The organism is Streptomyces zaehneri, from assembly GCF_032248645.1.
Taxonomy (GTDB): domain Bacteria; phylum Actinomycetota; class Actinomycetes; order Streptomycetales; family Streptomycetaceae; genus Streptomyces; species Streptomyces coriariae.
Window position 1 is genome coordinate 120,137 of record NZ_JASTTJ010000014.1, and the last position, 22,212, is coordinate 142,348.

Consider the following 22,212-nt stretch of genomic DNA (forward strand, 5'->3'; position numbering starts at 1 on the left):
AGACCGCCGCCCGCGCCCCGCTCGACCCAGCCATACCGCGGCCGCGACACCAGCGGATGCGCAAGCCCCGTGCGACACTGGTCGGCCCGCCCCGCCGCCGCGGAGGGAACTGCTTCCAATTCCCTTAGAACGCTAAAGAAAACCAGGCGAATCGGCCGTATGTTCTTCGAATCGCCGGGCACCAGGAGCAACGAAGGTTGATAACTATGATTCCCCTGCTTCTCGTTCTGCTTCTGGCTCTGATCCTCTTCGGCGCGGGCTTCGCGCTGAAGGCTCTGTGGTGGATCGCCGTCATCGTGCTGGTCGTCTGGCTGCTGGGCTTCGTGATGCGCAGTGCGGACACCGGCGGCCGCAAGGGCCGCTGGTATCGCTGGTGACCCAGCCGACGACACCCGGCCTGTGGGCCCCGGAAAAACCGGGGCCCACAGCCATGTCCTTTGTCCTGCCTCGGGACACCCCCTTGAGGCAAAGGGTGCATCTCTCGGCTTCCCGGGCACTGGCGGGCGGCCGGAGGTGGCGGCCTGAGGTTGGGGCCGGAGATGAGGCACCGTGGGGCCGGTGCCGCGGCGGCCTCGCCGCCGCAGGGCGCGAATCGCGGTTGTACGGTGGCGAGACAGGGCCTGCCGTCCGACCGAGGAGCCCGTATGACCAGCAGTCCGAAAGCCGTCGTCGAAGCGGCCTTTCAGCACTACAGGTCGCAGGACCGCGACGCCGCCCTCGCTCTCTACGCCGACGGATTCTCGTTCACCAGCCCACAGGACGATCACATCGACAAGGCGACGTTCTTCGAGCGGTGTTTCCCCACGGCCGACCGGATGACGGAGCAGCGCCTGCTCCACGTCATACCCGCGGACGAAGAGGTCGTCTTCGTCCACTACGAGTACGTGCTCACAACGGGCGCCAGGCACCGCAACATGGAGGCGATCACGGTCCGGGACGGGCTCATCCAGGACGTGCAGGTCTTCTTCGGCGGCAAAGCATGACAAGCCCCGCGGCCGACGACCTCGTCCACGGTGCTCTGCGAGTCGCCGAAGGTCACCGCCGGTCCGTCCGACCACGCGATGCAAACACCCCGCCGAGAGACCGGCCCTGAGTCCCCTGAGTCCGCTGAGTCCCCTGAGTCCCCTGAGTCCCCTGAGTCCCCTGAGTCCGCTGTCGACGGGTGGAGTGACTACTCGAACCGAGGGGGGCGGGTGGATGCTCGGTGGGCGTCCCAGTCGGCGCGGCCGCCGACGCCCAGGACTCCGACGTCACCGGCCAGCTCCGTCGGCGACAGCCGGCGCAGCTCACGCCGGGCGAGATGGGTGACGATCGCCGGAAAGGCAGGCCTCAACGGCTGGCACCAGCGTAGCCACGGAGGTGCGTAGATGTGACGGGCGCGGCGGGTGATGCCGGTGGTCAGCCAGTCGGCCACCTGGTCGGGACTGTGTACGCGCTGTGCGAAACGGGGCTGATTGCGGCGCAGGGCCCGCAGGACGGGGTGGTCGCTGATGCCGGTGACCATGTCGGTCCCGGTCCAGTGAAGGTAGGCGATTCCGACCGCGATGCCGTCGGCTTCCACCTCGCCGCGCAGGGCCAGCGCGAACGACTCCGCACCGGCTTTGGAAGCACAGTAGGCGCTCATCATCGGGGCGGAGCCGAATGCCGCGGTGGAGGCGATCTGGAGGAAGTAGCCGCGGGTGTCGGCGAGATGGGGCAGGAACGATCTGGCGGTGTTGGCGGATCCGGTGAGATTGACGTCGACGACCCGCTGCCAGAGGTCGGCCGGAGTGCGGACGAAGGGGCCGCCGGTGGCGATGCCGGCATTGGCCACGACCACACTCGCCCGGCCCAGCGCTCCACTGACCTGCCGGGCCGCTCGGTCCAGGGCTGCGACATCGGTGACGTCGGCTTCGATGCAGACGCTCCGGTTGGGCAGGGAGGCAGCCGCCCGGCGGAGCGATTCCTCCTCGCGTCCGACCAGCGCCACGAGCATCCCGGCACTGGAAAGGCGTCGCGCGAGGGCCTCACCGACCCCGCGGGCGGCACCGGTGACGACCGCGACCCGCCCGCTCAGCTGCGTGCCGTGCATACCGTGGCGCCGACCGGCACCGGGCGTCCCGCGCATAGGCCCTCGTTCCCTCCATGCCACCGACCAGCCACCGACCCTCCGCTTCGCCCCTCCGCTCGCCCTCCGCCCGACGACAGCCCCCACCGGCATACCGGCCGAACCTCCCGTACGTGCCTTACGACCTGTACAGCATCATTCCCGCATAATGCGGCGATGGCCGCCATGCGTGCGTGGCAGAGGGCCGAGCCCTCGAGCCGGCGCCCCTCCTACCAGGTCGTGTCGCGGCAGGGGCGAGCCGACTCCCGGCCGATCGGTACGAAGCCGCGAGGCCGTCCGGCCGTCCGGCCGTCCGGGTCGTGCCGCTTGGGCGGTCGTCAGGCGCGGAGGCGGATCCCCCGAGCCTGGACGGACGGCGGATCGGCGCCGATCCCCCGAGCCTGACCGCTGCTGCCCGCCGCACGACCACTTGACGAGGCGTCATGCGCTCCGTAGCGTCGCGCGTGCTGTACACACTCATGACCTCGATTCACATCCGAAGACGATGACGCAGCGGGAAGGACGGCCCTGATGCAGCGCCGTGTTGTGGTGTCAGGAGGCGGCACCGGCATCGGACTGGCGACCGCGCGGAAGTTCGCCGCCGACGGGGACCGTGTCGTCCTGCTCGGCCGACGCGCGGACATGCTGCGCAAGGCCGCCGAGGAGTTGAACGACGCCCATGGCGAGTCGACGGCCGACTGGTACGCGGTCGACCTCTCGGACCCCGAACAGGTGAGTGGGGCGGTCGAGTTCATCACCGAGGACGAGACACCTCTCGGAGTTCTGGTCGCCAACGCCGGCGGCAACGTCGCTCCTTCGCATGACGGCTCGCTCGCCGCGATCGCCGACAGCTACCGCCGCAACTTCGACGCCAACGTCCTGACCGCCGTTCTCCTCACCGAGGCTCTGCTCCCCCACATGCGCCGCCCCGGGGGCCGCATCATCCAGCTGTCCTCGATCGCCTCCTTGCGGGGCGCCGGCTCCTACGGCGGCTCGAAGGGCTGGATCAACAGCTACACGTACGACCTCGCCCAGCGGCTCGGCCCCGAAGGCATCACCGCGAACGCGGTCGCCCCCGGATTCGTCGCCGACACCGAGTTCTTCGGAGACCGCGCCACGCCGGACTTCGTCGCCTCCCGGGTCGCCCAGTCCCTGACGGGCCGTGCCGGCCTGCCGTCGGAGATCGCCGCCGCCGTCCACTACGTGGCTTCGCCCGAGGCTGCCTACATGACCGGGCAACTGCTGCACATCAACGGCGGCGCGGCACTGGGGCGGTGAAGGGCGCCCGCCGTCGTGCGGCCGAGGCATGTCGTGAATGTGGCCAATTCGGTGTGCGAGGGCGGTGAACTCGGGCGGTGCCCTTCGGCGCCGCCCGAGCAGGGCGGTGACTATTCGGGCAGGGGCAGGTGCCCGATCACCCTCTGGCCGACGAACGCGGACATACGCAGGGCGTGGTACGCGTAGTCGCGCATGGCCCGCTCGTATCCGGCGACGGCGTCGAGGAGCGGCTTACCGTCTGCGGCGACGGCGAGCAGCTGATCACCCAGGGTGTGTGCGTCGCGCAGTGCGGTGTTGGCTCCGATGCCCAGCGCGGGACTCATGGCGTGGACCGCGTCACCCATGACGGTGATGTTGGACGGTTCCCAGGCGTCGACGGGTACGCAGCTGCGGCACTTGAGGGCTTGCACGGTGGCGGTGTCCCACAGCCGGACGGTGTCGACCAGGGCCGGGTGCCAGCCGGCGACGCGCTGCAGGACGTGTGCCTTGAGCTCGTCGGGGTCGGCAGTGAAGAGTTCGTCGTCGGGGAGCATCAGGTCGGGCAGGGAGTTGAAGATGCTCAGCGCGTAGTCGGCGGTGGCCTCGCGCCGGAAGCCGGGGTCCTGCTCGGCGATCAGCGGTGATGCGGGGTCGGTGCGCTCCAGCGGGCCGAGGGTCAACCCGGTGAAGTCGGCGTCGTAGGCCAGCGAGAAGGCATTGAACAGCTCTGCGGGCAGCTTGGCCTTCGCCTCGCCGGTGAGATGAATCTTCGCGGCGATATGACGGGAGCCGAGGTCGGCGACCTGGACCTGAGGCAGGCGCTGTGCGCGGACCGCCGAGTTGATGCCGTCCGCGGCGATAAGGACGTCGGCCTCGACCGTGGCACCGCCCTCCAGCAGCACGGTGATCGACGAGTCGAGGTGGGTGCGGTAGCCGGTGACCCTGGCACCGAAGTGCACGGCCTTCTCCAGGCCGAGGTAGAGGATGCGGCGCAGAGTCGAACGGCACACCACCAGGTGCTCGGGGATGTCGGCGGGCACGCCGGTGCCCTCGGTGGCCGACCTGTCCCGGCCGGGGCGGAGGTTGAGCTGCTCGTCGAAGAGGAGCATGTCCTCGCTCGGCATGCCGCAGGTCGCCAGGAACAGCTCCCACAGGCGAGGCTCCAGCGCCGCGTGCAGCGCGGAGGTGCCGGTGGAGTTGATGTGGATCCGGTACCCGGCCTCGCGTGCCGCGATATCGGCGTCGCGCTCGTAGACGGCCACGTCCAGGCCGTTCCGGTTCAGGTAGTGGGCCAGCGTCAGCCCGGCGAGCCCGCCGCCGGCGATGACAATGCGCATTTCAGACACAGTACTCCCAGTGCAGAGTTCTTCTCCTACTCGGAGCACACCAGGACTCCCCAAAGGGGAGGACGTTGACGCAGAACGGAAAACCGGTGACCTGCGGTCCGGACTACCAACCGGAGAGCAATTTCGTGTGCCGTGAAAGCGTACACCGGCGGTCGGCAACCAAGGAGGGATCAATCGCACAATGTGCGGGAGTTTACTTTCCTGCGCCATCGAAGAAGGCTTCACCCAATTACCCGACAAAACCTTGACGCATTGCGAGATATCTGGTCGGCCAAACAGTACTTGACCGCCGAGAGAATACGTGCTCGCATTCCAATTGACCGCGTGGCGCCATACGTCGTCACCCTCGTCGGACTTCGGCGCGCCCTCACCGTGTGAGCCGAACTCCTGCGGCGAGTCAGCACGCCGCCCGACGGCGACGAACGGGGAGAGGAGCCCCTGCTGCCGCTCGACCTTCGGGTGCGGCCTGGTGGTCGACCCGCCTATCGGGCGGCCGGGTCCGTGACCGTCGGGCCGGGCGAAGACATGCCGGGAAACCCGTCCTGAGGGTCCCCCGTTGTGCGCGGCGGCGGCAGGCCGCCAGGCCCGCGCCGCGCACACCACGGTCCCGGCGGGCGCACCGACCCGGCCCCTTCGGGCTCCGGCGTGCGCTGACGCCCCACCGAAGTCACGACGCGCCGCCACCCGGTGGGGGTGCGCACGCAAGCGAACGACGCGGCGGATCTATTGACGTCACTCGTCAACTCTCATAGTTTTCCATCGCCTTGGCAGTTTGAAACGATTCAACCGAACTGTCGGAGCTCGCTGTGTGCTGCCGTCGAACCGGCCGTCGTCCACCCACCACAGGCTGCGCCCGGACCGGGCGCAGCCGTCCGAGCCCGCCTCTCAGCCCGGCCGTCCTGCTTCGCCTGACCCGCGTGAAGGAGTACTCCGTTGGCAAGCCAGACCACTCCCCCCACCCCCGACTCGCCCACGCACCCCGAACGGCCCCCGTTCAGTCGACGCCACTTCCTCGGCACGGCGTCGGCGCTGGCTGCGGGTGCCCTCGCGACGGGAGCCGCCGGCCGCGCACAGGCGGCCACCGGCACACCGCGCGCCGAGCCCGTCGAGCTGTCCGGGGCCCATTGGATCTGGTATCCGGAAGGGGATCCCGGCACCGACGCCCCCACCGGACACCGCTACTTCCGTACCGCTTTCACCGTCGCGGAGGGCGAGGTGACCGACGCACAGCTCGTCGTCACCGGCGACGACACCGTCGATGTGTGGCTCAACGGGAAGCCTCTGGCCGGCTCGCCCAGAGTCGCCCGGTCCTGGCGCAACGCGCTGTACGTGGATCTTCGGTCGGCCGTGACCACGGGGAGCAACACGATCGCGCTCGCAAGCCGGAACCAGGGCGGCTCGGCCGGGGTCATCGGACGGCTGCGCGTCGTGACCACCGGTGGCACGACCGATGTCGTCACCGACGGACGGTGGGTCGCGGGCAGGACCGTGTCCTCGGGTTGGGAGCAGCCCGGCTCCGGTGCCGAAGAGTGGCCCGCCGCCCGCGATCTCGGCGCCTACGGAACGGCCCCCTGGTACGCCAAGGTCGCCGCCCCCGATCTGGCCGCGCCTTCACCGCTGAGCGTGGACACCTGCACCGTGGAGCGTCGCGCCAGTCCGCTGGGCGTGGACACAGCCCACCCGCGCTTCGGCTGGGTCCTCGACTCGACGGACCAGCAGCAGCGCCAGGGCGGCTACCGGATCCAGGTCTCGTCCACGGCCCGGGGCTCCGGCGACCTGTGGGACAGCGGCCGGGTCCCGTCCGACCGGCAGATCGACATCGCCTACGCAGGCAAGCCCCTGAAGAGCCTGACGCGCTACTTCTGGCGGACGCGTGTCTGGGACGTCCAGGGCCGGGCGTCCTCGTGGAGCAAGCCGCGGTGGTTCGAGACCGGGCTGCTGGCCGCTGCGGACGAGTGGTCCGCCGCGTTCATCGGGCGGCCGCCGGACCCTGACCTGTCGGGTGCCAACTGGATCTGGTACCCGGAGGGCGATCCCTCGGCCGGAGTACCCGCCGCCACCCGCTTCTTCCGGCGCACCTTCAGCCTGACCGGCGTCCCCGCCGTCGCGAGCCTGATGGTGACCGGGGACGACACCGCGGATGTCTGGGTCAACGGGGCTCCGGTGAGCACCTCGAGACGAGTGGCCGACTCGTGGAAGAGCGCCGCGCTGGTCGATGTCACCGCGCACCTTCGGAGCGGCGACAACACGATCGCGGTCGCGAGCCGGAACACGAGCCAGTCACCGGCCGGGGTCATCGCCAAGCTCGTGGTGCCCGGCGGCCCGACCGTGGTGACAGACGGATCCTGGAAGGCGCACCAGGACGGGCCCACGGGGTGGGCAGACCCCGGATACGACGACGGGGACTGGCCCGCGGCCCGCGCGGTCGCCTCGTACGGTGGCGGCCCATGGGGATCCGGCGTCCGGGTCGTCGGGCCGGCCCCTCTCCTGCGCAAGAGCTTCACCGTGCGTGGGCGAATCGCCTCGGCACGGCTGCTGACCACCGCACTCGGTCTGCACGAGACCCGGCTCAACGGTGCGAAGGTCGGCAACGACGTGCTGGCCCCCGGGTGGACCGACTACACCAAGCGCGTGCAGTACAAGGTGTTCGACGTCACCGCGCACATCCGGCGGGGAGCGAACGCGCTCGGCGCATGGCTCGGCAACGGCTGGTTCTCGGGCAGTCTGGGCTTCGCCGGCAACCAGCGCTACGGCACTCAGCCGTTCTACGCGGCGCAGCTGCTCATCACGTTCACCGACGGATCCACTCAACTGGTGACGACGGACAGCAGCTGGAAGACCGGCACCGGCGCCATCACGGCGGACGATCTGTACCACGGCGAAACCTACGACGCGCGTCTGCACACCGAAGGGTGGGCCTCGGCCGGCTTCGACGACAGCGACTGGGTGACCGTCGCCGTGCACGACGGGCCCACTCCCCCGCTGGTGGCCCAGGTAGACAACGGTGTCACCGTCCAGCACGAGTTCCGTTCCGTGTCGATCACCCAGCCGCAGCCGGGGGTGTGGATCTTCGACATGGGGCAGAACTTCACCGGCTGGAACCGCATCGCGGTGCGCGGCGACGCCGGCACCACGGTCACCGTCCGGCACGGGGAGGTCCTCAACCCCGACGGCACGCTCTACACCACGAACCTGCGCGCCGCCCAGGCCACCGACTGCTTCAAACTCGCCGGCACCGGGAGCGTCGAGACGTACGAGCCCCGGTTCACCGTCCACGGCTACCGTTACGTCGAACTCAGCGGACTGCCTTCCGGTTTCCGGCCCGACGACACCACCGTCATCGGCCGTGCGGTATGGACCGACGCCGGGCAGCCGGGCACGTTCAGCACCTCCGACGCGCTGATCAACAAGCTGCAGCACAACATCGTGTGGGGCGAGCGCAGCAACATGCTCTCGATCCCGACCGACTGCCCTCAGCGGGACGAACGCCTGGGCTGGACGGGCGACATCGCCGCCTTCTGCGCGACCTCCGCCTTCAATCTCGACACGCACGCCCTCCTGACCAAGTTCGTCGACGATCTGACGGACGCCCAGCAGGCCAACGGCGCCTTCACCGACGTCGCTCCCGCGGTCATCGCCGGTTCCGGCACCGCGGGATGGGGTGACGCGGGAACGATCCTTCCCTACACGCTGTGGCAGCGATTCGGCGACCTCACCGTCATCGACGATCACTTCGCGGCCATGGCCCAGTGGGTCGACTATCTGCGCGACACCTCCGGCAGCGACCTGATACGCAATCAGCAGACCTTCGGCGACTGGCTGAACGTCAACGACAACACGGCTCAGGACCTCATCTGCACGGCCTACTTCGCCTGGTCGGCCCGTCTGGTGTCCCGTATGGCGGCCGCCACCGGCCGCAGCGCGGAGGCCACCGCCTACGGACAGCTCGCCGACCAGGTGGCAGCGGCCTTCCGCGCGCGCTTCGTCACGGACGACGGCACCGTCCGTGGCAACACCCAGACGGGGTATGTGCTGGCGCTGGCCTTCGAGTTGCTGCCCTCCGCCCTGGCCCGGCCGGCCGCGGACAAGCTCGCCGCCAAGGTCGCGGCGACGGACGGACATCTCAGCGTCGGCTTCCTCGGCGTGGAGAACCTGCTGCCCGTGCTGGCCGACCACGGCCATGTCGAGACCGCCTACCGGATACTGCTGCAGCGCGGCTTCCCGGGCTGGGGCTACATGATCGACCAGGGCGCCACCACGATCTGGGAACGCTGGGACGGCATCCGTACCGACGGCTCGTTCAACGACCCGGGCATGAATTCCTTCAACCACTACGGTCTCGGCTCGGTCGGTGACTTCCTCTATCGCCAGGTCGGCGGACTCGGCCCCGCCGGCCCCGGCTACGCCTCTCTGCGCATCGCGCCGCGGCCCGGCGGTGGCCTGACCTCCGCCGTCAGCACGTACGCCACTCCCTACGGCAGCGCGTCGAGCAACTGGTCGGTCTCCGGCAGTCTGCTGGAACTTCACGTCACCGTCCCCGTCAACACGTTCGCCACCGTCACCGTGCCCACCCCACGGCCGGAATCGGTCGTCGCCCCCGCGCAGGCGATCCCGACAGGCCCGGCGAGCTACCACCTGCCGGCCGGGCACTACACCTTCACCGCGGCCGCCTGACCACAGCCGACGTGCGGGGACGGAGGAGCAGCGCCGCCCCCGCGCATCCGGCGCGGAACGGGATCCGATGGCTGTCCGCGATGCGTCGCCACATCAGCGTCCGGCCACCGGCCCCGCGGCTCGCCGTGAACCGATGCGTGCGCCTCTGCCCGCCCCCGGACCGAGCGGCGTGGCTGCGCCGGTGGTGCGGGCCGGTTTCGCGCCGGCCCGACGTCCGGCGCGGCGGTCCTGGTGGCCGTCGCGGCGCAGACCAGGTCGTGGCGGAGGCCGTGTCGCGGTCGCCTCCTTTGGCGTTGCCCGTCGGTCCCCCCGGCGGCGGGCCGGTCGGCTCGGCCGAGTCCGCCGGGGCCGTGGTGCCGGAATCGGGGGCGCGGCGCCGGGGCGGTGAAGCGCGCTCTGCCGCCGGGCGGCGGTCCATGCTCCAGACCCGCTCGTCTCGTCCCCGACGTTCGCCCGGCATACCGCAGCCACTTCGGGACTCGGGGACGAGCGCCTACGGCGTACCGGGGAGCCGGACCGTGACGAGGAGGCCTCCGGTGGGGAGGGGGACGAGGTCGAGGGTCCCGTCGTGGGCGCGGACGATGCTGTGCACGATGGCCAGGCCGAGGCCGACGCCGGCGTGTTCGTCGGTGCGTACGCGTTCCGTTCCGCGCCGGAAGGGTTCGGTGAGGGTCGGTACCAGTTCCGGTGGGAGCCGACGGCCCGTGTTCTCGACCCGCAGCACGCTCGTGTCGCCGTCCGCCTCGGTGTGGACCGTCACGGTGCCGCCGGCGGGCAGGTTGTGCACGATGGCGTTCTGGACGAGGTTCGTCACCATCCGCAGCAGGAGCTCCGCCGAGCCGCTGGTCCGAGCCGCCCCGCCGGTGACGTCGAGCGTGATCCGACGCTGTTCGGCGAGGGGGAGCAGCGTTTCGGCGGCCTCTTCGGCGAGGAGGGAGAGGTCGACGCTCTGGCGGGTGAAGTCTGCGCGGTCGCCGCGGCTGAGCAGCAGAAGGGCCTCGGTGAGGTCGATCGCCCGCGTATTGACGGCGTGCAGGCGTTCGACGAGTTCGCCCCGGTCCCGCGCGGGGTCCCTGCGGGCGACGTCGAGAAGGGCCCGCGAGATCGCCAGCGGGGTGCGCAGTTCGTGGGAGGCGTTCGCGGCGAACCTCTGCTGCTCGGCGACGTGGGACTCGAGTTGGTCGAGCATCGAGTCGAACGCGTCGGAGAGTTCGCGGAATTCGTCCTGGCGGCCCTTCATGCGGATCCGGTGGGACAGGGACCCGTTCCCGGCCGTCCGTGCGGCATCCGTGATCCGTGTGAGTGGGGCGAGCATCCGGCCGGCGAGGAACCATCCTCCCAGGAGGCCGAACACGAGGAGGAAGCCCAGTGCCGTGGCCGCGGCGGGGGCGAAGCCGCGCAGGAGGTCGGAGCGGTTGGGCCCGACGATGATCACGGCGCCGAACCTCTCCTGGAGGGACCTGGGGTCGTGGGCCGGTAGCCATCGCAGCACGAACACCCACATGACGGCCAGCAGGAGAGTGCCGGCGACGAAGAGGAATCCGGCATAGCTGAGGGTCAGTTTCAGCCGGGCGCTGCGCCCTGGGCGTCTAGGCACGACTGCCGCCGGGGTCGGTGGCGTTACTGCCGGTTGCGCTGTCCCCGCCGGGGGCGACGGTGTTCGTACCGACGTCGATCCGGTAGCCGACGCCGGGCACCGTGGCGATGATCCAGGGTTGGCCGAGCCGCTTGCGCAGTGCGGAGACGGTGATGCGTACGGCGTTGGTGAGGGGGTCGGCGTTCTCGTCCCAGGCCCGTTCCAGCAGCTCTTCGGCGCTGACGACCCCGCCCTCGGCGGTGACGAGGACTTCGAGGACGGCGAACTGCTTACGGGTGAGCGCGACGTAACGTCCGTCGCGGAAGACCTCCCGGCGGAAGGGGTCGAGCCGCAGGCCCGCGAGCTCGTGGACCGGGGGCCGGGCGTATGCGCGTCTGCGGTCGAGCGCCCTCAGCCGAAGGACGAGCTCCCGCAGCTCGAACGGTTTGGTGAGGTAGTCGTCGGCGCCCAGCCCGAAGCCGGACGCCTTGTCGTCGATCCGGTCGGCAGCGGTGAGCATGAGGATCGGGATGCCGCTGCCGGAGGCGACGATGCGCCGGGCGACCTCGTCGCCGGAGGGGCCGGGGATGTCGCGGTCGAGGACCGCGAGGTCGTAGGAGTTGACGCTGAGCAGTTCCAGGGCGGAGTCGCCGTCGCCCGCGATGTCGGCGGCGATCGCCTCCAGCCGCAGACCGTCACGGACGGCTTCGGCCAGGTAGGGCTCGTCCTCCACGATCAGTACGCGCATGTCCGAAGCCTAGGCAGCACCGAATATCGCCGGCGTATGCGGACACGTGTGTATCCGGGCACGCGACTCAGCCTGCCGGTGCCGGCGCGGGGCGAGCCCGGTCCGACGGCGGTTGCGCTGTGGTGCGCCACCAGCGGCGCGACGCGAGGCCGGCCAGCACGGCGCCGGTGGCGTTGACCAGGACGTCGTCCACGGAGGACACCCGGTCCAGCCGCAGGACGTACTGTGCGGTTTCGACCAGGGTCGAGGAGCCCGCCCCGAGGGCCAGGATCCGCGGCAGGGACGCCAGCGCCGCGAACCGCATCGGGGCGAAGAACCCCAGCGACGCGAAGACCAGCAGGTTGCCGACGATCCCGAGGAGCCCCATCGTGACCAGATCCCGCAGCGGTATCAGGCTCACCCGGGCAGGGACGGTGTCGGCCTCGCCGCCCGGCATCATGGTCAGCCACAGGAACGGCACCGTCCCGTGGATCATGCCCACCTCGGCCAGCGACTTCCGCCACGCCCGAGTGACGCCGGCGGCACGCCGACGGAACGCCAGAGCCCACGCCACCAGAACGGCAAGCGGCAGCGCGACCAACGTCATGAGCACCACGCCGTTGAAGGTGTCGAAGCAGCCGTGCCACCGCCCGGCCGCGCACCTCGGAGCGGACATCATGAGCGGCCGCCGTACGACGAACGCGGCACTCGCCGCGGCGAGGATCGCCAGGCAGAGCAGCACGATCGTGCGCGCGCGGCGGAGCGGTGCGGACAGGGATGCGTTGTGGTTCACGCCCCCATGGAAGACGGAGGGCAGTTGCGGCGCCGTATGCGGTTCTCGATATGCCCGCGATACACGGCCGTGGCCCACCGCGGCCGAAACCGGCACCTGGTCCTGGGGACTCGGCCGCGGTGGGCCCGAAGGAGCCGAGGGCCACAGCGTCGAGCCGAAGCTCCGATGCCCCGAACCGACCGCGCACACGGCCTCGGCGTCGGCATCGGCGGAGGGATCGGTGGAGGCCGACGGGCTCAGTCGCGGCGCACGCCGACGTCACCGTTGACCGTCGTCAGGGTCATAGCCGGGCCCTGGCGGTCGGCGCTCGTGGGCACGCTCACCGTGGCCCGGCCGTTGTCCGTACCGGCCGTGACCAGATACGCGGGGGCGTCGTGCGGAACGGTGACGGCGACCGAGCCGTTGGTGGTGGCGGCGGTGACGACCGACGGCGCGGTGACGCACGCGAGGATCACGTCACCGTTGGTCGTCGCCGCGTGCAGCCGGGCCGCGTCGAGTGCCGTCGCGCGCACCGAGCCGTTGCGGGTGGTCAGCCGCACCGGTGCCTCGTCATTCCCGGAACGCGTCACCGTCACATCGCCGTTGACGGTCGTGACGTCCAGCGCCGCGGCGAGTCCCGCCACGTCGACGCCCGCGTTGCGGGCACTGACCGTGACACTCACGCCGTCCGGCACCTTGACGTAGGGCATTCGGGGACAGGCTTCCTCACCCCGCTCCGGCTCCCCCTCCCGGTCCGTGCAGGAGAGGTCCAGGGTCCAGGTGTCGTCGTCGTGCGACCATTCGCCGTCGGCGCGATCGTCCAGGGTGACCCGACGGCCGTCGGCGGGGCGCAGCACGAGCCCGTTCTCGGTGGTGATGACGAGATGGGTCCCGGATCCCGCGAGGGCGAGCGGTCCCGCCCCGGCCGCTCCACCGGCTCGCTCGTGTTCCTGGTCACCGCACGACACGGTGAAGGGGAGGACCGTCAGCACAACGGTCGTCAGCAGCACGCGCCTTGCCGGCTTCGCCTTCATGCCCGTCCGGGTGCCCCGAGTCGGCACCCTCATGACTGCGAACGCACCGCCGGCACCGCCACGCGTTTCCGCCGGCCGACCGAAGCACCCCGTCGGCCCGCTGCCGGGGCCACTGGCTCATGGCCCCGGCAGCGGGTTCAACGGTGCGATGCGCCGTCCCTCCCGTGGATCACGGGAACGAGGTCACCTTCGACGGCACGGTGTCCGTCCCCGAGGTCGGGGCGCCGGTGTCGTTGATGACATGGGCGTACTGGCCCTTGCCTCCCAGGGAGATCACCTGGAGGTTGTGCATCCTGACACCGGCCTTGACCGGGACCTGGAAGCCGTGACGCTGCACGATCGAGGGATCGGACGTGTAGTTGCAGTAGCTGCCCAGACCCCACGCCTCGTGCACGGCCACCGTGTCGGCGACCTTGTAGGCCGCCCATCCGACGATGCCGTCGTGCGTGATGGCGGCGGCGTCGGGGGCGTCGTAGGCCTTCTCGTTCTGGAAGAAGATCGTGCGCCCTCTCTCGCCGCTCCATACGACGTCGTACTTGTTGAAGTGCTCCACGAACAGGCCGGTGGCCAGGACGTCGTCGCCGTTGACCCGCAGTCCGTAGGCGGCCCGGTTGGTCTCCCAGCCGACGCCTTCGCCATGGTCGGCACGCCAGATCCAGGTGTGGTCGATGACGACGTCGTCGCTGTTGACCACGACGGAGTCGGTAGCCAGGCCGGGGCCCGCGCCGCCGATGCGGATGAAGACGTCCTGCATGGTGGTCGGGTTGACGGAGTGGTCCGCGGCCGCTCCGGCCGGGCCGATCTGCAGCAGGGTGTCGGAGCGGGTGGCGCCGGCGTCGATGAGGAATCCGGCCAGCCGGACGCCGTCGACGTCCGCGACGTGCAGGGCGTCGACGCCCCCGTCGGGCACGATGGTCGCCAGGCCCAACCCGAGCACCACGGTGTCGGCGCGGGTGACGTTGATCGTCTGGTCGAGGTGGTAGACGCCGGGCGTGAACAGCAGGTTCAGGCCCTGAGCCAGTGCGGTGTTGATGGTGGCGGCGGTCGCGCCGGGTTTGACGACGTAGAACTGGCTGAGCGGGAGCGAGGTCCCGGCGTTGGCGGGCCATGACACGCCGCGCGCGTTGGTGCGCTTGGCGGGGACGAAGACCTTGTAGTCGTTGCCGTCGAGGTACAGGAACGGCTTCTCGCGGGAGATCGGGGTGGTGTCCAGCGTGGTGTAGGGGCCGGTGTCGAAGTTGGTCGCCGGGGCGCCCTGGACGCCGGTGAACGTCATGTTCCACACGCCGTTGGTCCAGCCTCCCACGGAGCTGTCCCGGGTGTACCACTGCTGCTGGGAGTAGGGGCCGACCGTGCCGTCGATCCTGGAGTCGGCGATGTAGCCGCCCGAGGCCCATCCGTAGCCGTTGGGGGCGAGGTTGAGGCCGCCCTTGACGTGGATGCGGCGGAACGGCGCGGCCTGCGCCACGGCCCAGCGGTCGGTGCCGTTGGACGGTGTGATCGCCAGGTTCTCCGCCGAACGCCAGAAGTTCTGCGTGGCGTTGCCGTTGAACCAGCCCGCGTCCACGGTGATGTCGCCGTTGATCTGGGTGTCGTCGGGGTTCAGCCCGAGGCCTGAGATGGATGTGTAGAAGCCGAGTTGGGCGTTGATGCCGTTGTAGGTTCCCGGCTTGAGCAGGAACTGGTAGCGGCCGGAGCCGAACTGCGCGGTCTCCTGCTGGGCGAAGACCTGGTCGAACCTCTGCTGGAGGTCGGGTGTGGAGGGGTCGACGACGATCACGTTCGGGCCGAGGTCGCCGCCGCCCTGGACCGGGCCTCCGGTGCCGCCGGACGTGGTGCGGACGGCGAACTCCCAGAGCGAGTAGCCGTAGGCCGTCCCGCGGGCCGTCCCGAGAACGCGGACGAAGCGGCCCGTTCCGCTGACGTCGTAGGAGGCGCGACCGCCGGTCGCGCCGGTGACGGTCTTGAGGGTGTTCCAGTTCTGGCCGTCGGCTGAGGCCTGGATCTGGAAGTCCTTGCCGTACGCGGCCTCCCAGTTCAGGTCGATCCCGCAGATGTCCTGGGACGAGCCCAGGTCGACGCGCAGCCACTGCGGGTCCGAGGCCTGGCTGGACCAGCGGGTGGAGTCGTTGCCGTCGAACGCGGCGGACGCGGGGGTGCCGGCGTTCTCCGTCGAGGACGCCGAAGCGGTCTTGCCCTGCGCCGAGTTGACGGTGGAGCAGTTACCGGGCTGGGTTCCGCCGGTGGTGCCGAACACCTGGAACTCCCAGACGGAGTAGCCCCATTGCGTCGCCCGGTGGATGCCCTGCAGACGTACGTACCGGCCTTGGCCTGAGACCGCGAGCGTGTCGGTGCCGCCGTCTCCGCCGGTGACCGTGCGCAGGTCGGTCCAGGTGCTGCCGTCGGACGAGGACTGGATCTTGTAGTCCTTGCCGTAGGCCGCCTCCCAGTTGACGACGACCTGGCTGATCGTGGCGCCGGTTCCGAGGTCGACCTGCAGCCACTGGTCGTCGGTGGCGGCCGAGGACCACCGGGTGCCGGTGTCGCCGTCGACCGCGTAGGGCGCGGGCGTGCCGGCGTTCTCGTTCGAGAATGCCGTTGCCGTTCCGCCCTGGGACAGGTTGGCGTCGGCGGCCGCGGCCACCGGTGGCTGGATGGTGGGCAGGGTGATCAGCGCTGCCGTGGCGGCGAGCGCGACACCCAGGGATCTGAGTCTCATTAAGGTCCCTGCGGGTGCGTCGGGAAAAGGACACGAGAGCGCCGGCAGCAGCCGCGGCGGTACGCCAAGGTCACTGCTGCGACGCTTAGTTCACGTCTTGATTTAACTTATGAGTTCTCAGTCTCGGCAAGCCTTCGAAAGTTGAAATCTTTCCGGACCCACTTTCGCCGTATCCCTTGACATGTTGACGGCATGCCCGCACGGCGAGGCTTCGCGCACCCTCCGCGTGCGCCGCCGGCCCGACCGCCCGTCCAGGTCGAGGTGTCCATGGCGGGGTCGGCTCGCGGGCGAGGGTCGCTGATCGCGCCCGTGTGGCGCGGCAGAGGTCAGCGACTGCGCCTGCGGCGGTCGTTGCGGAACGGGCGCATAGGATCGCGGGCATGGCGCTGCGACCTGTTCAGGTGAACATCAAGGCTGTTGACGACTCGGCGGTCGGCCGGTTCTGGGCGGAGGCGCTCGGCTGGAGTGCTTACAGCCCCGGTGTCACCACCTACGTCGGACCCGTCGGCGGCCTCGTCTGGCCCGACCCGGTCGCCGTCGGCATCGACGTCGTCCCCGTCCCGGAACCCAGGACGACGACGAAGAACCGTGTGCACCTCGATCTCGCCACCACCTCCGCGGCCCATCAGGCGGAGTTGGTCACGCGCCTGCGGACTCTCGGTGCGACGCCTGTGCATATCGGCCAGGGCAACGTGCCGTGGACCGTCCTCGCCGACCCGGAGGGCAACGAGTTCTGCGTGCTGGAGCCCCGGGAGATCTACCGGGACACCGGGCCTATCGCCGCCGTGGTGGTCGACTGCGTGGATCCGCGGGCCATGGCCCGGTTCTGGGGCGAGGCGACGGGCTGGACCCTGCACGAGGTGGCCGACGACCATGCGTCGTTGCGCTCCGCCAAGGGCGTCGGTCCGTATCTCGAGTTTCTCCGCACTCCGGACGTGAAGACCGTGCCGGACCGCGTTCATCTTGACCTGCTGCCGCACCCCGGTGACGACAGAGCGGCGGAGGTGGACCGGCTGCGGGCCCTCGGCGCCACCGACCTCGACCTCGGCCAGGGCGACGTCCCGTGGACATGTCTCGCCGATCCGGAGGGTCACGAGTTCTGCGTCCTCGCCCCGTCCTGACGTGGAGCCTTGACGCCCTGACGACACCCCGCCGTCGGCCACGCCCACCGTCAGCCGTGCCAGAACCGCGTGTCGCGGGCCGGCTCAGGCCCCTGCTCCCGCCGGGGCGCACGTGGTGGAGCCGCCGCTGCGGCTCGCGCCCGCGCCGGTCTCGTCTTCGAGACGCGTGGCGAGGGCCGCCACGGATCATGAGCACCGTGAGGACCACGCCACAGCAAGCGGCAACGGCCCCAGGACCAGCCGAGCGGCAGGCCCGTGTCGCCCGTTCCGGAATGAGAGCTGCCGATCCTCGCGCGTTCGCGCGTCCGCGCGTACCGCGGGACCGGTCACGAGGGCCGGCCGTCGGCTTCGTGTCGTCCTGTCAGGTGTCCGCGCCGTCGGCGGTCGGCAGGAGCGCGGCCAACTCGGCGTCGTCCGGCCGGTGGACCGCCTCGGCCGCCTTACGCAGAGTGGCGCGGTCGACCTTGTCCGCGTCGGCGATCAGACGAATCACCACGCCGTCGTCGGGCACCGCGTATTCGTGCCTGCCACCTGCCGTGCGGTACCAGGCGTCGCCGTCCTGCTCACAGGTGACCTGCTTGTCCGACACCTCGCCCAGCGGCTGCTCGGGGCAGTTCTCCGCGGTCAGCGTGCCGCTACCCACGAAGAGGCCGAACTTGGTGGCACCCTCCTCGGACCGATACGCGGCGACGAACTCGTCTTCGTACTCGCCGACCGACGCCTGGAACACGGTGTAGCCGGAGACCTGGGTGACATAGACGAGTTCCGGCGCGACGCCCCAGCCGCGCGCGGCGGCGTCGAGGTCGGCGCTGTCCGCGGCCGTCCCGCCGTTCTCGTCCGCGTCGCATCCCGTGAGGAGAACTGGCAACAGGAGAAGGGGGAGCAGCGCACGCGCGGGTCGCATCATGCGCACATCCTTTCGCATGAACATGCCATAGGCACAACCGATCTTCGGATCACCCCACCCGGGTTGACTGCTCAGCTGCCGTGTCCGGGTCGGCCGCCGCTCACCCTGTGGTCGTTCACAGTTCATGCTTCGCCCTCATCCTCCTCACGCGGCACACGCGCGCCGCGCAAGGCCGCGGCAGAAGGCCGCGGCAATCGGGAGGGCACATGGGACACGGGCACGGACACGCGCACGGCCATCACCATCACGGCCACGAGCACCACCACGACCACGAGGCCGCCCCCGCGCTGCCCGCCGCCTTCGACGCCTCCGTGCCCGACCAGGCCCTCAGCCCCGAGCAGCGGTCTCGCCGTTCGCTGCTGCGCCGCGCCGGCCTGCTCGGCGCCGGGTTGGCCGCCGGAAGCGTGCTCGGCCAGACGGCCGGAGCGACTCCGGCCGCCGCCGCCCCGGCAGCCTCCGCCGGCGGCGGCCGACGCTCCACGGGCTTCCTCTGGCTGGCCGGCGACCACCACATCCACACCCAGTACAGCAGTGACGGCAAGTACCGCGTCGTCGACCAGGTCCGGCAGGGCGCCAGACACGGCATGGACTGGCTGGTCATCACCGACCACGGCAGTGCCACGCACGCCAGGATCGGCGTCGAGAAGGTCAACCCGGACATCAAGGAGGCCCGGACCGCACACGAGGACACTCTCGTCTTCCAGGGCCTGGAGTGGAACATCCCGGGCGCCGAACACGGCACCGTCTTCGTCCACCCGGGACGTAACGAGGTCTCCGTCCTGAAGCAGTTCGAGACCGACTACGACGGCAGCGTCAGGGGCGCCTCCGACTCGACGCCCGCCAACGAGGCCCTCGCCGTCGCGGGGCTGGTCTTCCTCGGCGAGCAGGTCCGACGCCGGAAGGTCAAGGACGCGCTGGTGCTCGCCAACCACCCGGCGCGGCGAGGTGTCGACTCCCCGCACGAGATCCGCGCGTGGCGCGACGCGACGCCCGCGAGCCGCCAGATCGCCGTCGGCTTCGAGGGCGCCCCCGGCCACCAGGCCGCCGGTCTGCCCGCCCCGCTCGGCCCGGCCCGCGCTCGAGGTATCTACGACAACAGCCCGAGCGCCAACTCCTTTGCCGGATATCCCCTGGAGAGCTACCGGACCTGGGGTGGCTTCGACTGGATGACGGCGACCGTCGGCGGCCTGTGGGACAGCCTGATCGCCGAGGGCAAGCCCTGGTGGATCACCGCCAACTCCGACTCCCACCAGGTCTACGCCGACACCGCCGTGCGCGGCCCCGGCGGCGACTTCAACACCGACGGCCGCTACCAGGACCCGGTCTACGGCGGCCGGATCGACATCTCCCAGGGCGACTACTGGCCCGGCCAGTACAGCCGCACCCACGTCGGCTCCGACGGCTTCTCGTACGCCGCCGTCATGGACGGCATCCGCGCCGGGCGCATCTGGGTCGACCACGGCCAGCTGCTCAGCGGGCTCGACGTGCGGGTCTCCGGTGCCAGCCGCTGGGCCACCCTCGGCGGCGCCCTGCACGTGAGGAAGGGCACGAAGGTGACGCTGACGGTCGACGTGGCGCTCGCCGGTGGCGCCAACTGGGCCGGTTTCGAACCCTCGTTGGCGCGCGTGGACGTCATCCAGGGCGATGTCACGGGGCCGGTTTCCGACAAGGACACGTTCACCGCCCCGACCGCGAAGGTCGTCCGCACCTACGAGGTGAACAAGTCGAGGGGCACGGTACGGCTCACCTACGACCTCGGACGCGTGGACCGGCCGGTGTACGTGCGGCTGCGCGGCTCGGACGGCAACCGCGGCGCCGTCGGCGCGATGGGGGCGGCCGTCGACCCGGCCGGCCCGGCGATCGACGTCGTCGGCGACGCCGACCCGTGGGCCGACCTGTGGTTCTACACCAACCCGGTGTGGGTACTGCCGTCGTGACACCGCCCGTCCGCACGCCGTTCGACCTCACGCCGTTCGACCTCACGATGGACGTCCTCACGGTGGACGCCGGTCTGCGCGATCTGCGCGCCGCCGACCACCTGCTCCGCACGTTCGCGGCCGAACTCCCCCTCAGCACAGGGGGGTTCGGCTGTACCCACCTCGTGCGGGGCGAGCGGCCGCGCGTCGTCGTCTCCCTCGCACCGGAGCCGGGCGGGGAACTGGACGACGTGCGCGCGCGTCTGGTGGCCATGGGGTACGAGGTGACCGAGGGCGCGCCGGACGCCGTGGGCCGCGCGGTGCTGTACCGCGGAGCGGACGCCCTGCGCGGCACGCTGTCGGTCGAGGAGGTGCTGTCCCTGTCCGCGATCGACCGCGTCGCGGTGCTGGGGGCGGCCGGTCGACCTGCCCCGTCCACAAGGCTGGTGACGCACAGCCATGTGCGTTCGCAGTGGCAGAACGGTGAGCTGGTGCTCACCACGATGCCCGCCGCGGGAGGCACGCTGGTCCCGTTCGAGGTACCCGAACCGACGCCCTGCTGCGCGGACCACTGAGCCACTGAGATCTCAGCGCCGTGCGCGGCGCGCCCGGCACGGCCGGTACAGGGCGCCCAGCCCACCGTCCGGCGACCGCGCGTGCGCCGTGCGTCGGGGCCGCCATGGGTCCGGACCGTTCCGCAGGCGTGTCTACGGCGGACGCGCGCTCTCGTCAGCGGGCAGCAGCTCAAGAGGAGTTCCGGCCTCGGCGTACCCGGACTCGGCTTGCTCAAGCTACTCGGCCTACTCGGCTTACTTGGCTTACTTGGCTTACTTGGCTTACTTGGCTTACTTGGCTTACTTGGCTTTCAGGCGCGCGGTCAGGCGTGACAGCAGGGGCACCGCCGCGGCAAGGGTCTCTCGCTCGTCGGAGTTCAGGACGTCGTTGATCGCGGTGCCGAGCCAGTCGGCTCGGCGTCCGCGCTCCTCCGCCAGGCGGTCACGTCCCGCGGGCGTGAGGTGGAGCAAGAGCTTGCGGCCGTCGCTGGGGTGAGCCTCCGCACGCACAAAGCCCTTACCGAGGAGTTCCTTGACCGCCTTGGCGGCCGACTGGTGGCTGACTCCCCGCTGTTGAGCGACGTCGGCTGTGGTCAGCGGGCCGCTGCGGTCCAGGTAGCCCAGGACGGCGGCCTCGCCGGGGGGCATGGTGTCGGCGGTGCGCACGGTACGCACGAGCTGTCCGATGGTCAGGCGAAGCTCTTCGGCCAGCTGGTTGTCGTCCATGGCGCCAGCCTACTCATACTCGCCAACCAAGCTGTACAGCTTGGATGCGTGGTTCCACCCGGGAGTGAGCCACCCTCCCTGAACGCTATCTACAGCCCAGGTGTACAGTTTGATTGTAGGAAATCGCTCGTACCGAAAGGACCCGCGGTGAAGCTCACCAAGCACGCCCACGCCTGCGTCACGCTCGGGAAGGACGACACCCGACTGGTCATCGACCCAGGCACCTTCACCCCGGACGCGGCAGAGGCCGTCTCCCGGGCGCACGCCGTACTGATCACTCACGAACACTTCGATCACTTCGACGAGAAGCTCGTCGCCGCCGCGCTCGAGGCCCAGCCCGACCTACAGGTCTACGGCACCGCCGCCGTGGCGGCCGCCCTGGGCAGCCGGAACGGCCGCGTCCACGCCGTCTCCGCAGGCGACACCCTCACCGTCGGCTCCCTCACCGCCACGGTCCACGGCCACCGCCACGCGCTGATCCACGCCGACATCCCGTGCCCGGACAACGTCGGCTACCTCTTCGACGACGGAGCCCTCTACCACCCAGGCGACGCCTACTTCGTGCCCGGCCCTCCCGTGCGCACCCTCCTGCTTCCGACCAGCGGCCCGTGGACCAAGCTCGGCGAAGCCGCCGACTTCGTCCGCGCCGTCAAGCCCGAGCGCATCATCCAGATCCACGAACTCATGCTCAGCGACCTCGGCCAGCAGTCCACCGCCGGCCTCCTGGGCGAGAACGGCCTGACCGGCACCCCGATCGGCCGCCTCGAGCCCGGCACCACCGTGCAGTTGTAAAGGAC

The 22,212-nt window shown here is 70.4% G+C and carries 17 protein-coding genes; 8 read left to right on the forward strand and 9 right to left on the reverse strand.

Annotation, left to right across the window (positions count from 1 at the left end; all coding sequences use genetic code 11):
• The first annotated feature begins 206 nt into the window (after positions 1–206).
• Both QQM72_RS23280 and QQM72_RS23285 read left to right on the forward strand, forming a co-directional pair.
• Complete coding sequence (locus QQM72_RS23280; protein WP_314222802.1) at positions 207–377, forward strand: DUF5670 family protein; 171 nt, start codon at positions 207–209, stop codon at positions 375–377.
• A gap of 267 nt (positions 378–644) precedes the next feature.
• Positions 645–983, forward strand: a complete 339-nt coding sequence (locus tag QQM72_RS23285; RefSeq protein WP_314222803.1) for a nuclear transport factor 2 family protein — start codon at positions 645–647, stop codon at positions 981–983.
• Between the two features lie 188 nt (positions 984–1,171).
• On the opposite strand, the gene QQM72_RS23290 is transcribed toward QQM72_RS23285, so the two are convergent.
• Positions 1,172–2,107, reverse strand: a complete 936-nt coding sequence (locus tag QQM72_RS23290; RefSeq protein WP_314222804.1) for an SDR family oxidoreductase — start codon at positions 2,105–2,107, stop codon at positions 1,172–1,174.
• Positions 2,108–2,617: 510 nt separating this feature from the next.
• On the opposite strand from QQM72_RS23290, the gene QQM72_RS23295 reads away from it, so the two are divergent.
• Complete coding sequence (locus QQM72_RS23295) at positions 2,618–3,364, forward strand: SDR family NAD(P)-dependent oxidoreductase (RefSeq protein WP_314222805.1); 747 nt, start codon at positions 2,618–2,620, stop codon at positions 3,362–3,364.
• Positions 3,365–3,474: 110 nt separating this feature from the next.
• On the opposite strand, the gene QQM72_RS23300 is transcribed toward QQM72_RS23295, so the two are convergent.
• Positions 3,475–4,680 (reverse strand): FAD-dependent oxidoreductase, encoded by a 1,206-nt coding sequence (locus QQM72_RS23300; RefSeq protein WP_314222806.1) that lies wholly within the window; start codon positions 4,678–4,680, stop codon positions 3,475–3,477.
• A 942-nt stretch (positions 4,681–5,622) separates the two neighbouring features.
• Here QQM72_RS23300 and QQM72_RS23305 point away from each other — a divergent pair.
• Positions 5,623–9,363 (forward strand): family 78 glycoside hydrolase catalytic domain, encoded by a 3,741-nt coding sequence (locus QQM72_RS23305; protein ID WP_314222807.1) that lies wholly within the window; start codon positions 5,623–5,625, stop codon positions 9,361–9,363.
• Positions 9,364–9,856: 493 nt separating this feature from the next.
• On the opposite strand, the gene QQM72_RS23310 is transcribed toward QQM72_RS23305, so the two are convergent.
• The 5 genes from QQM72_RS23310 to QQM72_RS23330 all read right to left on the reverse strand — a co-directional run bounded on the left by QQM72_RS23310 (position 9,857) and on the right by QQM72_RS23330 (position 16,191).
• On the reverse strand, positions 9,857–10,960 hold the full coding sequence (locus tag QQM72_RS23310) for a sensor histidine kinase (protein ID WP_314222808.1): 1,104 nt from the start codon (positions 10,958–10,960) through the stop codon (positions 9,857–9,859).
• Positions 10,953–11,687: a response regulator transcription factor gene (locus tag QQM72_RS23315; protein WP_314222809.1), complete on the reverse strand. Its 735-nt coding sequence runs from the start codon at positions 11,685–11,687 to the stop codon at positions 10,953–10,955. The genes QQM72_RS23310 and QQM72_RS23315 overlap by 8 nt, the downstream gene beginning before the upstream one ends.
• Before the next feature lie 67 nt (positions 11,688–11,754).
• Entirely contained in the window at positions 11,755–12,459 is a 705-nt protein-coding gene (locus QQM72_RS23320; RefSeq protein WP_314222810.1) for a VanZ family protein, read from the reverse strand.
• A 236-nt stretch (positions 12,460–12,695) separates the two neighbouring features.
• Entirely contained in the window at positions 12,696–13,505 is an 810-nt protein-coding gene (locus tag QQM72_RS23325) for a DUF4097 family beta strand repeat-containing protein (RefSeq protein ID WP_314222811.1), read from the reverse strand.
• 136 nt (positions 13,506–13,641) lie between these two features.
• Entirely contained in the window at positions 13,642–16,191 is a 2,550-nt protein-coding gene (locus QQM72_RS23330; protein ID WP_314222812.1) for a discoidin domain-containing protein, read from the reverse strand.
• Between the two features lie 380 nt (positions 16,192–16,571).
• On the opposite strand from QQM72_RS23330, the gene QQM72_RS23335 reads away from it, so the two are divergent.
• Positions 16,572–17,312, forward strand: coding sequence for a VOC family protein (locus QQM72_RS23335; RefSeq protein WP_314222813.1), 741 nt, complete (start codon positions 16,572–16,574; stop codon positions 17,310–17,312).
• A 361-nt stretch (positions 17,313–17,673) separates the two neighbouring features.
• Here the strand turns inward: QQM72_RS23335 and QQM72_RS23340 are convergent, their stop codons facing one another.
• Positions 17,674–18,219, reverse strand: a complete 546-nt coding sequence (locus tag QQM72_RS23340; RefSeq protein WP_314222814.1) for a hypothetical protein — start codon at positions 18,217–18,219, stop codon at positions 17,674–17,676.
• A gap of 206 nt (positions 18,220–18,425) precedes the next feature.
• Between QQM72_RS23340 and QQM72_RS23345 the strand changes: the two genes are divergently transcribed.
• A complete protein-coding gene (locus QQM72_RS23345) occupies positions 18,426–20,156 on the forward strand; it encodes a PHP domain-containing protein (RefSeq protein WP_314222815.1) in 1,731 nt (576 codons plus the stop codon).
• A 47-nt stretch (positions 20,157–20,203) separates the two neighbouring features.
• Entirely contained in the window at positions 20,204–20,710 is a 507-nt protein-coding gene (locus QQM72_RS23350; protein ID WP_314222886.1) for a hypothetical protein, read from the forward strand.
• A gap of 279 nt (positions 20,711–20,989) precedes the next feature.
• On the opposite strand, the gene QQM72_RS23355 is transcribed toward QQM72_RS23350, so the two are convergent.
• Positions 20,990–21,415 (reverse strand): MarR family winged helix-turn-helix transcriptional regulator, encoded by a 426-nt coding sequence (locus QQM72_RS23355; protein ID WP_314222816.1) that lies wholly within the window; start codon positions 21,413–21,415, stop codon positions 20,990–20,992.
• Positions 21,416–21,562: 147 nt separating this feature from the next.
• Here QQM72_RS23355 and QQM72_RS23360 point away from each other — a divergent pair, with 147 nt between their 5' ends.
• Positions 21,563–22,207, forward strand: coding sequence for an MBL fold metallo-hydrolase (locus tag QQM72_RS23360; RefSeq protein WP_314222817.1), 645 nt, complete (start codon positions 21,563–21,565; stop codon positions 22,205–22,207).
• The last annotated feature ends 5 nt before the right edge of the window (positions 22,208–22,212 follow it).

What these genes read in the sequence shown, in the direction of transcription:
- QQM72_RS23350 (WP_314222886.1), top strand. Translation starts at nt 20,204, where the DNA reads ATGGACGTCCTCACGGTGGACGCCGGTCTGCGCGATCTGCGCGCCGCC.
- QQM72_RS23340 (WP_314222814.1), bottom strand. Translation starts at nt 18,219, where the DNA reads ATGATGCGACCCGCGCGTGCGCTGCTCCCCCTTCTCCTGTTGCCAGTT.
- QQM72_RS23285 (WP_314222803.1), top strand. Translation starts at nt 645, where the DNA reads ATGACCAGCAGTCCGAAAGCCGTCGTCGAAGCGGCCTTTCAGCACTAC.
- QQM72_RS23290 (WP_314222804.1), bottom strand. Translation starts at nt 2,107, where the DNA reads ATGCGCGGGACGCCCGGTGCCGGTCGGCGCCACGGTATGCACGGCACG.
- QQM72_RS23325 (WP_314222811.1), bottom strand. Translation starts at nt 13,505, where the DNA reads ATGAGGGTGCCGACTCGGGGCACCCGGACGGGCATGAAGGCGAAGCCG.
- QQM72_RS23345 (WP_314222815.1), top strand. Translation starts at nt 18,426, where the DNA reads ATGGGACACGGGCACGGACACGCGCACGGCCATCACCATCACGGCCAC.
- QQM72_RS23315 (WP_314222809.1), bottom strand. Translation starts at nt 11,687, where the DNA reads ATGCGCGTACTGATCGTGGAGGACGAGCCCTACCTGGCCGAAGCCGTC.
- QQM72_RS23355 (WP_314222816.1), bottom strand. Translation starts at nt 21,415, where the DNA reads ATGGACGACAACCAGCTGGCCGAAGAGCTTCGCCTGACCATCGGACAG.
- QQM72_RS23335 (WP_314222813.1), top strand. Translation starts at nt 16,572, where the DNA reads ATGGCGCTGCGACCTGTTCAGGTGAACATCAAGGCTGTTGACGACTCG.
- QQM72_RS23295 (WP_314222805.1), top strand. Translation starts at nt 2,618, where the DNA reads ATGCAGCGCCGTGTTGTGGTGTCAGGAGGCGGCACCGGCATCGGACTG.
- QQM72_RS23330 (WP_314222812.1), bottom strand. Translation starts at nt 16,191, where the DNA reads ATGAGACTCAGATCCCTGGGTGTCGCGCTCGCCGCCACGGCAGCGCTG.
- QQM72_RS23300 (WP_314222806.1), bottom strand. Translation starts at nt 4,680, where the DNA reads ATGCGCATTGTCATCGCCGGCGGCGGGCTCGCCGGGCTGACGCTGGCC.
- QQM72_RS23280 (WP_314222802.1), top strand. Translation starts at nt 207, where the DNA reads ATGATTCCCCTGCTTCTCGTTCTGCTTCTGGCTCTGATCCTCTTCGGC.